This is a genomic window from Exiguobacterium sp. SH3S3, assembly GCF_004337115.1.
Classification (GTDB): Bacteria; Bacillota; Bacilli; order Exiguobacteriales; family Exiguobacteriaceae; genus Exiguobacterium; species Exiguobacterium aurantiacum_A.
Genome location: NZ_SJUU01000023.1, coordinates 1 through 12,150 on the forward strand (window position 1 = coordinate 1; position 12,150 = coordinate 12,150).

At 51.3% G+C, this 12,150-nt stretch carries 8 protein-coding genes, 1 rRNA gene, 1 pseudogene and 2 riboswitches; of the genes and pseudogenes, 3 read left to right on the forward strand and 7 right to left on the reverse strand.

Annotation, left to right across the window (positions count from 1 at the left end; all coding sequences use genetic code 11):
- Window positions 1–64: ribosomal RNA gene (locus EVJ28_RS13765) — 16S ribosomal RNA — on the reverse strand; the annotation flags it as partial.
- A gap of 334 nt (window positions 65–398) precedes the next feature.
- On the opposite strand from EVJ28_RS13765, the pseudogene EVJ28_RS13770 reads away from it, so the two are divergent.
- A pseudogene (locus EVJ28_RS13770) lies at window positions 399–1,232 on the forward strand (VanW family protein).
- Window positions 1,233–1,251: 19 nt separating this feature from the next.
- On the opposite strand, the gene EVJ28_RS13775 reads toward EVJ28_RS13770, so the two are convergent.
- The 6 genes from EVJ28_RS13775 to EVJ28_RS13800 form a co-directional block, all read right to left on the reverse strand.
- Window positions 1,252–2,613: an NCS2 family permease gene (locus EVJ28_RS13775; protein WP_131458890.1), complete on the reverse strand. Its 1,362-nt coding sequence runs from the start codon at window positions 2,611–2,613 to the stop codon at window positions 1,252–1,254.
- An 88-nt stretch (window positions 2,614–2,701) separates the two neighbouring features.
- Window positions 2,702–2,803, reverse strand: a riboswitch (purine riboswitch).
- A 132-nt stretch (window positions 2,804–2,935) separates the two neighbouring features.
- Complete coding sequence (gene guaA, locus EVJ28_RS13780) at window positions 2,936–4,459, reverse strand: glutamine-hydrolyzing GMP synthase (RefSeq protein ID WP_070329119.1); 1,524 nt, start codon at window positions 4,457–4,459, stop codon at window positions 2,936–2,938.
- Between the two features lie 111 nt (window positions 4,460–4,570).
- Window positions 4,571–4,671, reverse strand: a riboswitch (purine riboswitch).
- 41 nt (window positions 4,672–4,712) lie between these two features.
- Complete coding sequence (locus EVJ28_RS13785; RefSeq protein WP_131468132.1) at window positions 4,713–6,809, reverse strand: transglutaminase domain-containing protein; 2,097 nt, start codon at window positions 6,807–6,809, stop codon at window positions 4,713–4,715.
- Window positions 6,806–7,873: a DUF58 domain-containing protein gene (locus EVJ28_RS13790; RefSeq protein ID WP_131458892.1), complete on the reverse strand. Its 1,068-nt coding sequence runs from the start codon at window positions 7,871–7,873 to the stop codon at window positions 6,806–6,808. The genes EVJ28_RS13785 and EVJ28_RS13790 overlap by 4 nt, the downstream gene beginning before the upstream one ends.
- Window positions 7,870–8,823 carry an AAA family ATPase gene (locus tag EVJ28_RS13795; RefSeq protein ID WP_070329107.1) on the reverse strand — a complete coding sequence of 318 codons (954 nt, stop codon included), beginning with the start codon at window positions 8,821–8,823 and terminating at the stop codon, window positions 7,870–7,872. The genes EVJ28_RS13790 and EVJ28_RS13795 overlap by 4 nt, the downstream gene beginning before the upstream one ends.
- A 171-nt stretch (window positions 8,824–8,994) precedes the next feature.
- Complete coding sequence (locus EVJ28_RS13800) at window positions 8,995–9,600, reverse strand: flavin reductase family protein (RefSeq protein ID WP_131458893.1); 606 nt, start codon at window positions 9,598–9,600, stop codon at window positions 8,995–8,997.
- A gap of 234 nt (window positions 9,601–9,834) precedes the next feature.
- Here EVJ28_RS13800 and EVJ28_RS13805 point away from each other — a divergent pair, with 234 nt between their 5' ends.
- Window positions 9,835–11,673: an ATP-binding protein gene (locus tag EVJ28_RS13805; RefSeq protein ID WP_236634179.1), complete on the forward strand. Its 1,839-nt coding sequence runs from the start codon at window positions 9,835–9,837 to the stop codon at window positions 11,671–11,673.
- Between the two features lie 205 nt (window positions 11,674–11,878).
- Window positions 11,879–12,025, forward strand: coding sequence for a hypothetical protein (locus EVJ28_RS14155; RefSeq protein ID WP_161566993.1), 147 nt, complete (start codon window positions 11,879–11,881; stop codon window positions 12,023–12,025).
- Window positions 12,026–12,150 lie beyond the last annotated feature (125 nt).

Below are 12,150 nucleotides of genomic sequence, written 5' to 3' on the forward strand. Positions count from 1 at the left end.
CGACTTGCATGTATTAGGCACGCCGCCAGCGTTCGTCCTGAGCCAGGATCAAACTCTCCAAAGAATTTGATATAGCTCTTGAAAATGACGAAGCTTGCGCTTCAATCAAAACTTGTAAAACTTTTTTTGCCTCATCGTTCAGTTTTCAAAGTTCGTCTGTCGCCGTTAGCGACTAAATGATAATAACATTTCTTTTTAAATCATGTCAACAACTTTTTTCTCATTTTCCGAAAGCGTTGTTGGCAACAGAGATAACTATATCATCCCCCAAACTGCCTGGCAAGCATTATTCTAAAAAAACTTCAGAAAAATTTCTCTTCTCTTTTTCATTAAAGAAGGAATCACTCTCCGCTACTCGAATACGTTCCCTATACTCATTCACAGAAGGTGGCCACAACATGCAGCAACTCCAACCAAAACACAGGTCGCCCCTACGTATCTAGGCTGGGACACAAGCATATACGCTCAAACGAAGTCTCGAATGGATGACGGACGAGAAGCACTATGCGTCCACTAAAAGTAAAGCGCCGTTACCTCATTTGATCCACACCCATCGCACACCTTTATACAGAAGACTCCGTGATGTCGATATGGAAATGCAACGAAACAAAGTGATCAACCTGAACATCGCAATCAAGCAACTTAACAACTTGATCGTCCACCCTGGTGAAGTATTATCTTACTGGAAATCAATCGGGCGGCCGACGAAACGGAAAGGATATGTCGACGGCATGATCCTTCACTACGGCAAAGTCACTACCGGTGTCGGGGGCGGCCTATGTCAACTTTCGAATTTGATTTACTGGATCACACTGCACAGCCCACTCACCGTCACCGAACGTTATCGGCACAGTTACGATGTATTCCCGGACTCTAGACGCGACCAACCGTTCGGCAGCGGGGCGACATGTTCATACAATTATCTCGATCTGCAAATTATGAATCAGACAACCCAAACGTATCAATTGCTTCTATATATAGAAGGAGATGAACTTGTCGGCGAATGGCGATCCGACATCCCGCCGGCCGTCAGTTATAAAATATACGAACAAAACCACCATTTCACAAAGGAGTGGTGGAGCGGGACAATCCGGCACAATCAAATTTTCCGAGAAGTCATTTCACAGGACGGCACACTGCTACGCAATGAGTTCATCACTGAAAACCACGCACTCACGATGTATGATCCGTTCCTGCCAGAAAACACTGCATACAAAAAGGCCGACTCCTAATCGAGTCGGCCTTAGCCATTTAAGCGTGTGGCAAGAACATGAAGTATGCGAGGAAGATGACGAGCATTCCGTACACAATCGGATGAACCTCTTTCGCCTTCCCTTTCGCCATCATCATGAGCGGATACAGGATGAACCCGAGCCCAATCCCGGTCGCAATCGATGAAGTGAGCGGCATCATGAGAATCGTCATGAACGCAGGGATCGCAATCTCAAGCTTTCTCCAATCGATATCGAGAAGTGCTGACGCCATCAATACACCGACGATGATGAGCGCCGGGGCTGTGACTGCCGACGTGACGACTGCGAGAAGTGGCGAGAAGAAGAGTGCTAGTCCGAAGAAGAGACCCGCAAATACTGCTGTCAATCCAGAACGGCCACCTGCAGCCACACCCGCTGACGATTCGACGTAAGATGTCGCTGTCGACGTACCGAAAATCGCACCAGCGACTGTAGCTGTCGAGTCAGCCATGAGTGCTTTACTCGCACGCGGTACTTTGTTGTCTTTCATGATGCCCGCTTGACGAGCGACCGCAACGAGCGTACCCGCTGTATCGAAGAAGTCGATGAAGAAGAACGTCAAGATGACGACGAGCATTTGTACCGTGAACACGTCCGCAAAGTTGATGAATGCTTGACCGAACGTTGAAGACATGCTCGGCGGCATCGAGACGATATCCGAGATCGCCGTCGGTGTCGGGACGAGGTTGAAGATCATTCCGACGATTGCTGTCGCGAGCATCCCGATGAAGATACCACCTTTAACGTTTCGGACCATGAGAAGCGCTGTGACGACAAGACCGAATACCGAGAGAAGCGTCGTCCCTGTACCGAGTGCACCGAGACCGACGAGCGTCGCTTCGTTGGCGACGACGATACCGGCGTTTTTCAATCCGATGAAGGCGATGAAGAATCCGATACCAGCGGCGACCGCCATTTTAAGCGGAGCCGGAATCGCATTGACGACCGTCTCACGAATACCTGAAAGTGTTAACACGATAAAGAACAATCCTGAGACGAGAACACCCGAGAGCGCCGTCTGCCACGGGATGCCCATCCCGATGACGACACTGTAGGCGAAGAAGGCGTTAAGCCCCATACCTGGCGCGATAGCGATCGGGTAGTTGGCGAATAGCCCCATCGTGACCGATCCAATAAGTGCGACGAGACCGGTTGCCACGAAGACGGCACCCATGTCCATCCCAGCAGCCCCGAGCACGTTCGGGTTGACGAACAAGATGTACGCCATCGCGAGGAATGTCGTGAATCCTGCGACGAGTTCGGTTTTCACGTTCGTTCCAAGTTCATTCAACTGGAAGTGACGTTCGATCCGGCTTTCTGACGGTTGATGTTTCGGTTCTTGCTTGAGCTGTGTGCTCATTGGTTTTCCTCCTTGGCTCGCCGTAAAACGAGAAAGGTCCCCGATCAATGACCGAGGACCCCACGCGAAACATACAGGGACAGACGTCCCCTTATATATGTCTCGCCGTAGTGAAATCATTTAAGGTGATTTCGTAGAGACTCTCGGGCCATATTCCCGATATTATACGGCAAAATTTAATTTGATTGTTCGGATATGAATAAGAACGTTTTTATCTTATCAGCGTTAAAATTGAATGTCAACAAAATGACGGATTTTATTAATATTTTTTCGTTAAATGTTCGGAATTAGACAAAAGCAGAGGGGTTCCCTCTGCTCAAGTTTATTCCCACTCGATTGTCGCTGGTGGCTTCGATGTGATGTCGTACAGGACACGGTTGACGTGACTGACTTCATTGACGATTCGAACTGAAATCTTTTCAAGCACGTCCCAAGGGATGCGCGCCCAATCCGATGTCATCCCGTCAATCGACGTCACGGCACGAACGCCGACCGCATAGTCGTACGTCCGCTCGTCACCCATGACCCCGACCGAACGGATCGGTGTGAGAACGGTGAAGTACTGCCAGATATCACGTTCGAGTCCAGCCTTCTTCACTTCTTCGCGAAGGATCGCATCAGACTCGCGGACGATTTCGAGCTTCTCTTCCGTGATTTCACCGAGGACGCGAATTCCAAGACCCGGTCCCGGGAACGGCTGACGCCAAACGATGTATTCAGGAAGACCGAGTTCTGTCCCAAGTTCCCGTACTTCATCTTTAAATAGCGTGTTGAGCGGCTCGATCAACGTGAAGTTCATATCTTCAGGCAGGCCACCGACGTTATGGTGCGACTTGATCGTCTGCGCCGTGTCGGTACCGCTCTCGATGATATCCGTGTAAAGCGTCCCTTGGGCAAGGAAGTCCATATCGACGAGTTGAGACGCTTCTTCGTCAAACACGTAAATGAACTCATTGCCGATAATTTTCCGCTTCTGTTCCGGATCAGAGACGCCGGCTAATTTCGCCATAAAGCGTTCTTGCGCGTCGATTTTGATGACTTTCATGTTGAATCCGTCAGCAAACGTCTTCATGACGCTATCCGCCTCGTTTTTCCGGAGCAAACCATGGTCGACGAACATACACGTCAACTGGTCTCCAATCGCGCGATGGACGAGTGCTGCGACGACAGATGAGTCGACACCGCCAGACAAGGCGCAGAGGACTTGTTTATCGCCGACGATCTCACGGATCTTCTCGACTTCGATGTCGATAAAGTTCTCCATCGACCACTCGCCTTTGGCACCACACACTTCATAGATGAAGTTTTTCAAGATGTCGTTGCCGTACTCCGAGTGACGTACTTCCGGATGGTACTGGACACCATACATTTTGAGGTCGTCGTTTTTGATCGAGGCGACCGGGCAAGACGGGTTCGTCCCATCGACGATGAACCCTTCAGGTGCTTCCATGACGAGGTCACCGTGGCTCATCCAAACCGTGTGCTCAACTGGCAAGCCTGTGTAAAGGGCAGATGCTTCAGGTGTCGAGAACAGCGTCGCTTTCCCATACTCGCGGTGGGCCGCACGTTCGACGCGTCCACCAAAGTGATGCGTCATCAGCTGCATGCCGTAACAGATCCCAAAGATCGGGATACCGAGTTCAAAGATTTCTGGATCGCAGCGGTACGCACCTTCCGCGTAAACGCTGTTCGGTCCGCCCGAGAAAATAATACCGGCCGGGGCAAGTTCACGAATCTCGGCAGCGGTCATCTTATGGGAATGAAGCTCACTGTACACCCCAAGGTCACGCACTCGGCGTGTGATCAACTGATTGTATTGTCCTCCAAAGTCGAGCACCAAAATCATTTCTTGTTCTATCTTCACAAAACCTCCACCTTTCTGCCTTCATCTCAAAAAAAGAGCGAGCCTCTCCCACGGATTCACCAAACCGAAGAAGAAGCACGCCCTTTTTTCTGTATACGAAACGTGCTCCTTCATAGTCGGTCCATTTACGGTGGTCCGGTAGAGACTCTCGCGCCAATTCGCGAGTATATACGAAGGAATGCTTTGTTCAATTGTCTAACTAATGCGTCTATCTTACTGTATGCACCCGTTCACTTCAACTCATAATTCGGCGAATCATGATTTTCCAATATTCTTTATATTTTGAATTCGGAGTTTGATCGGCGTAAAGGCTCTGTTCGAACAAGCGCGTCAGGCGCGTCATTTCGTCCGATTCGTAGTACGCATCGACTTCGGCCGCGAGCTCGGACGGCGTCCGGCCCTCAACTTTAAATCCGGCGCCGCGAAGCCGTTTCACGAGATAACGATGCATCGCCACGAGCCGTGGTTCATTGAGCGGACGTCTCGTCCACCAGAGGACCATAATCAACCGTTCGAGTGACTTGCGGTTCCAGACGAGCAAGGCGACTGCGAACACGATGAGCACCCAAGCCCAAACCGGTATGTTCCACGACTCGGTCGCCGTCTCACCTGTCGCGACGTCGTCGAGCGCCAAGTCTTCTTGCGGACGGTTCGTCTGTTGATTGTTTTGGTTCGCCTGAGGGTCGTTCGCCACTGGATCATCTGCTCGGATGCCCGATTCCGTCTCGACTTGCAACAAGTTGGCGTCAGAGAAACTGATCGTCGCCTCGAGCGGCACCCAACCAGCCCCTTCCACGAAATACTCGACCCACGAGTGGGCGTGGCGGTTTCGGACCGTATATTCTTCCTCACCTTGGATGACTCCGCGTGTATCCCCCATCGTAAAGCCTTTCACCCATCGTGTCGGTACACCGTTCGCCCGCAAGAGCACGGCAGCTGACGTCGAGAAGTTATCACAATACCCGACGAGCGTATCGAACAAGAACTGGTCGACATAGTCGGTCTCACCTTCCGGGGTCGCCACATCTTCCGTATCATATTGGAACTCACCTGACCGAAAGAAGGCTTGGATCGCTTGAGCTTGTTCGTATGGGTTCTCACTGTCGGCCATAATCTCGACCGCTAAATCACGGACCCGGTCCGGTAGCGTTTCCGGCAACTGCAAATAGGCTTGTTGTTCCTCATCCGTCAACGTCATCACCGGTTCGTTCAGTTCGAGTTGTTGTTCTGTAAATGCAGGAACGCTGTATCGCAACTGAATCGTCTCCGGCGTCACTTGTCCGTCATTATCGAATACGATTTTTCCGGAAGGTCGAATGTGGATTGTCTCATTCGGGAACGACTCTTCGATGTCTCCGACGAGGAACTCCTTCCCACTCTCCGTCTCTGCCGCCTGCGGGTACTCCCCGCCATACGGAACGAACGACTGGCGGCGGTCAAATCGGAGCAACGCCTGCTCCGGGGTCGTATCGACCTCATCGTCGACGAGTTGCCCCCGGTTATAGTCAGAATCGAGGACAGGGGCTTCGACCCATCCTTTACCCGTGTAAATCTCTTTCGCCTCGATGCGCCAATAGCGGGCCGGCACACCACGGGCGATGAAGACGATGCCGTCATCTTGTTCGAACGGACCGCCGAGCTGTTCGTCGTTCACGCCGTAACCGACGCGGCCGCTCCCTGAACCGCCCTCGTTCAAAGCGTTTTGGAAACTCGTCGTCACCCGATCGGACCAGTCCCCTTCGATTGTCGGAGACACACTGCCGAGCACGATGACGACCGCCGCGAGCAGGCCGATGCTGACGTAACGGACGAGCGATTTGCTCGGACGCTTCGCCACATCGGTCACGAACAAGAGGAAGAGCGATGCCAAGATGGCGAATAGGATGTTACTTTCACCATCATAGAGCGTCCACGTGTCAAAATACGCCATCAACCCAAGTGTCGACACGATCATTCCGAGAACGAAGCCGTAGCTCGGATACGTCCGGCCGACCAAGATGGCAAACAAGACACCGATGAGCGCCATCGCCGAGAAGAAAATGGCTTCTTCAGGCAGCGCCCCGCTCAATACGCCCGTCAAGTCGTCGAGCCATAGCCCGAACCAGTCGAGCAAACTGCCGTGATAAATGTAGAGGACAGTAAAAAAGTTGAGGACGACGACAGCGATAAAGCCGTACCAAGGGAGCAGGCTCGCAAACATCGGCACGAGCAGCAAAAATAAAAATGGCCAGTTCACATCAAACGTCGTGCTTCCGACGATCGGTTCAACCCAAAATGACAACAAGTAAGCGGCCAGCGCCGTATAAACAATTCGCTTCACCCACTCGGTCATGTCGTCACCTCATTCGCCGTATAGAGATGATAGCTACCTTGGGTCTCATGCATGAGTTCGCGCACCCATTTCGTCTCAAACGGGCTGATCAAAATCAAGTTGCCCGTCTCTTGCGGCAAGTTGCGCTTGACCCGCTCGACGAGACGGCCTTCCGGTTCCGGCGTCGCCGTCAACAGATAATGCCCAAGCTCGGCACTTTGGTCCGGCAAGTGGAACAAGCGGACTTGCTCTTCGATGACGTACAGTTCAAACGGCAAGTTTTTGCGCTCGAGTTGCCGAATCGCCCCGACGAGCAGTGATAGCGAACGTTCGAACGCTTCCTCATGCCCGGCCGAAGCCGACGGCACGAATACGAGCGATAGTTTCTTTTCTTGCTCTTGGTCGAACGTCTTCGTCATCAAGTTGTCTCGACGGGCCGACGCTTTCCAATCGATCCGGCCGATACGGTCTCCGGCCGCATACTCACGGACACCGCTCGTCGTGTTGGCGACTTCGGTATATGTCCGGGTGCGCCGATATTGCTCGCCCCGTCCGCCGACGTGTTCATCGCGCGGCAAATCGAAAGGAAGTTCAGCCGGGGAGACTTCGACGACCGTCTCAATCCGAAGCGTCCGTTTACGGTCGAATAACCCAAAGACGTCACGCACGTGAAAAAGCGTCCGGTCAAACACATGAATGCCACGTTTAATGTGTTCCACTTCATAATGGACCGTCTCACTGCGTCGAAAGAAACGATCGACCGGGATCACGATTGGATCCGTCACCTCGGCCAAGCGCGGTGGCGGTGTCTCTTCGAGCGTGACGACACCGACGAGGAACGGGTACTTCCGTTCGATTCGAAGTGCCACGTCCATCGTCTGCCCGGAGACGAGGCGTTTTGTCGTGACGCGACGAGATACGTTCGCCGCCGTGACCGGATACACCATGAACAGCGTCCAGTACACGGTCAAGACGAAAAATGACCACCATAGCGTCGACGCGACGATACTCCCTTCGATGCGAGCGAACGCATAAAGTCCGAATGCCGCCGCCCAAACGAGGAACAGCTTCATCCAATTTTTCATACTTCCTTGACCTCGCGATCCATCGGGACAGGAAGTGTGTCGAGCCACCCTTTGACGAGTTGCTCTGACGTCTTCCCTTTATAGCGCGCTTCCGCCGTCAACAATACCCGGTGCCCGAGCACGCTTCCCGCGAGCGCCTTGACGTCATCCGGTAAGACGAAATCACGGTTATGGATGTATGCCCACGCCTGAGCCGTTTTCATTAGAGCGAGCGTCGCCCGCGGACTTCCGCCGAGGTATGTGAACGGGTCGTTCCGCGTCTCATGAATCAAGCGGACGATATACTGCTTGACCGCGCTCGAGACGTGGACGTCGCGTACTTCACGCTGCATCTGTTCCACTTCTTCTTTCGAGATGACACTTTGCAACGCTTCTAGCGGTTCTGCCTTCTCGAAACGGGTCAACAAGGCAATCTCCTCATTGAATGACGGATAGCCCATCTCGATTTTGAGAAGGAAACGGTCGAGTTGGGCTTCCGGTAACGGATACGTCCCTTCATGCTCGATCGGGTTTTGGGTCGCCATGACGAAGAACGGCGACGGAAGAATCTTCACTTCGCCGTCAACGGTCACACTGCGCTCCGCCATCGCCTCTAAGAGCGCCGACTGCGTCTTCGGTGACGTCCGGTTGATCTCGTCGGCTAGGACGATGTTTCCCATAAGCGGACCGGGACGATATTCAAACTCTTTCGTCTTTTGGTTATACATCGAGATGCCCGTCAAATCGGACGGGAGCATGTCTGGAGTGAATTGAACGCGTTTAAAGTTAAGGTCGATGGCACGGCTGAACGCACGGACGAGCATCGTCTTCCCGACACCCGGGACATCTTCTAACAGCACGTGACCTCCGGCAAGCAAAGCAGTCAAACTTTTCGCGATGACATCTTCTTTTCCGACGATCACCGTCTCAATGGCGGTGATGATCGATTGAATGGCTGGACGATAAGACATGGCCGACTCCCCTTTTTCTCTTGTTCCTGTCTCTTCCGAAATTCGAATGTTCTGATTTTATTGTGACATATTGAGCCGCTTGAATGAAAGAAATACCTCGTGCGAATCGGCTTTCCGTTCTTTACCCGAAAACAGGCGCCCTCTCTCCAAAACGAGCGGGCGCCTGCCAGATTATTTAGGTCGTTCAATCTCGAACTGTTCCCCGATTTTGGCATAAAAATCGCCGGCCAGACGGCTAATCGGTGCCAATTGCGCTAGGTCGACGCGCCCGGCTTGATACAATTCGGGATTGACATGAAAACGGACGACACGGGCGATTAAAACATCGGCCGTCACTTTTCCGTCATGTTCAATCGGAACGTGATGATGAAGTTTACACTCCATCCGGATCTTCGCTTCTTTGACACCCGGCGTTTCAATCACGTCACTCGGTTCGAGCGTGAACGTCGTCCGGTCGAGCTCACTTTCCTCCGGCCCTAGGTTCGCCGCCGTCTCATTTACGAGTGCGACGTTCGTCTCATCGACGATATGAATCACGAGTTCTTCCGTCGCAACTGCATTCCGAGCCGTATCTTTCATGACGCCGTCTTTCCGTTGGATGGACACCGAGACGAGCGGAGGGTTTGACGCGATGATATTAAAGTAACTGAACGGGGCAGCATTGATGACATCACCGTTGCGCGTCGTCACAAAAGCAATCGGCCGCGGGACGATGCTCCCGATTAAAAATTTATACGTGTCTCGTTCAGTCAATGCAGTCGGATCGATTGATAACATAGCCCACCTCTTCTTTCATCATATTGTTACTTTCAAGCTAGCTGTTTCGAATGGACGATGTCAAACGTAAGCGCATCGGAATGTGTAGGATCATTAAATTAGGGGTAAATCTGTCTAGATATATTAATTAGATAAAAAGAAAAATCAGACGATTTCTCTTTATGTATATTTCGATTATTTGATGAATGAATGAAGTGAAGTGGTTTTTAGATATGGAAGGAAGTAGAGAGAATTATGAGCAAGTGGGTTGAACAATTGGACAGTCGCCAAATACTCCGCATCTTATACGGAGTATGTATCGCCAGCCTCGTCTTGACCGGGATCGGAGCTTGGTTCGTTCGAGACGGGACTGTCTCGTCAAGCGAACTGATGTCGCTACGTTGGATCTGGGTAGTCGGGTTAGCCATGTTTATCGGAGCTATTTTATTAATCGGGCGACCGCTCATTAAACGGACGTCTGCTCAAAATGAAAACATGCACACGAAGCAACAAGAGATGCAAAAAGTGCTCGAGGAATCAAAACAAAACGAGATCAAACTACAATCCCGAAACGAATTAATTGAAGTGCTCGCCTCAAAGGAATCGCTGTTCGATTACTCGTCGGTCATCGAAAAAATCGTCTCGTTGACCCAAGCAGAATTCGGCGCGTTGCTGCTCGTCAAAGACGGAGAAATCCATTCGGTCGTCCCAAACGGAATGACCGAGGAACAACAAGAGAGCTTAATCGAAAAATCATATCTATTACAACGTACCATGACCTCACAAGCACTCGAGGCGACGTCGAAAAAAATTGCCGACGATGTTCACAACTATCCTTACTATATCCACGAGACGGCCATCCCGGTAAAGGATCCGTCTGACGGCACGATGATCGGGTGCCTCTATCTCGCTTGTTATGACGAACAGTTCGATGCGAGCGAAAAGTCGGAATTGAACGCGTTCGCGAATCAATTAGCGATTTCCTTGCTACGGACGCGCCTTTACAGTCAGATGCAACAAGACCGGAAAGAGACGGCCCAACTGATCAACTCGGTGCGCGAAGCGATCCTCTACTTGAACTATGAAGAACAGACCGTCGTCGGTAACCGGGCTTTCGTGCGCATGTTCGATGAGCTTCAGTTCGAATACAAAGGCTATGAGGAATTGGCCACCGTCTCGATCGATATCGAACAGTTGGCCGAACGCGTCGACCAACGTGAGTTGTTCATCGACTATATCGAACGCGTCTTCAACCAAGACCCTCCGGTAGACGGACTTTCGATCTCGCTTGACCAGGGGGATTGTCACCTCCAAGTGTATGCGGAGAGTATTTACCGGGACGAGACGCTTCACGGAACGATGCTCGTCTTACGTGATGTGACGGCCGAAACCGAAATCGACCGAATGAAGTCCGAGCTCGTCTCGACCGTGTCTCATGAATTACGGACGCCGCTGTCATCGATTTACGGGTTCACAGAATTGATGCTCGAACGTAATTTGAAAGACAGCCGCCGCGAATTGTATTTGAAGACGATTCATGACGAGGCGAAACGCCTCTCCTACTTGGTCAGCGACTTCCTCGACCTTCAAAAGATGGAGGCCGGAAAACAGACGTTCGAGTGGGAACATGTCGATTTGTATACACTAGCACGTGACAGCATCACATTCTATCAAGAGACGACCGACCTGCACCACATTCACCTCGACGCCGACTCGGCCCAAGATTTTCATATCGAGGCAGATCTCGGCGGGATGCAACAACTACTCGGCAACTTGCTCAGCAACGCCATCAAATACTCACCAGAAGGCGGCAACGTCCTCGTCTCGCTCGAACGGATCGACGATCAAGTCGTCATAAAAGTACGCGATAACGGGATCGGCATCCCTTCGTCCGCTCTGCCGAACTTATTCGGAAAATTTTATCGTGTCGACAATTCGGACCGTCGTAAAATCGGCGGGACCGGGCTTGGCCTTGCCATCTGTAAGGAAATCACTAAAGCACACGAAGGCCACCTACACGTCGAATCGATTTACGGTGAAGGCAGCACGTTCATCTGTGAATTACCAACTTTAAAAGAAGCGGTTCATCAATGAACACGATTGGCATTTAAGCCGATCGTGTTTTTCCACCGCCTTTTGCTTTTTAATAAAGGAATCTTTTGGCATAATATAGAAAAACAATAGCAACGGAACAGAATTCGTTCAGTCGGTTATACCCACACCAATATTTTTACACGTCTTTTATAGAAAAGAAGTTATACTAAGGAAGAAGAGAGACACACGATTGGAGGTCATGAAGTTGGATCACCAGGACCCACCCGCGTTTTCAGAGTTAGGCGACTTTAAACAATGGGGACGTTTTGATTTAAACGTTCCACTTCAAGGTGGACAAACCGAACTCCAGATTGCCGTATCAATCGTGAGAAACCACATCCCGCTTCGCTGAGGGCACTGAAAAACCTCCGCTCTATCCGAGCGTGAACAGAAAAAAGGGCGATTGGACCGACTCAAGTCGGGACAATCGCTCTTTTTCCTTGCCCTTATCCTGTTTTTTCTTTTGAGAGGGTGATG

Bases quoted from the DNA above. Each gene is read 5' to 3' on its own strand.
- EVJ28_RS13785 (WP_131468132.1), bottom strand. From the start codon at position 6,809: ATGACCGAGTGGGTGAAGCGAATTGTTTATACGGCGCTGGCCGCTTAC.
- EVJ28_RS13775 (WP_131458890.1), bottom strand. From the start codon at position 2,613: ATGAGCACACAGCTCAAGCAAGAACCGAAACATCAACCGTCAGAAAGC.
- EVJ28_RS13795 (WP_070329107.1), bottom strand. From the start codon at position 8,823: ATGTCTTATCGTCCAGCCATTCAATCGATCATCACCGCCATTGAGACG.
- EVJ28_RS13805 (WP_236634179.1), top strand. From the start codon at position 9,835: ATGAGCAAGTGGGTTGAACAATTGGACAGTCGCCAAATACTCCGCATC.
- EVJ28_RS13790 (WP_131458892.1), bottom strand. From the start codon at position 7,873: ATGAAAAATTGGATGAAGCTGTTCCTCGTTTGGGCGGCGGCATTCGGA.
- guaA (WP_070329119.1), bottom strand. From the start codon at position 4,459: ATGATTTTGGTGCTCGACTTTGGAGGACAATACAATCAGTTGATCACA.
- EVJ28_RS13800 (WP_131458893.1), bottom strand. From the start codon at position 9,600: ATGTTATCAATCGATCCGACTGCATTGACTGAACGAGACACGTATAAA.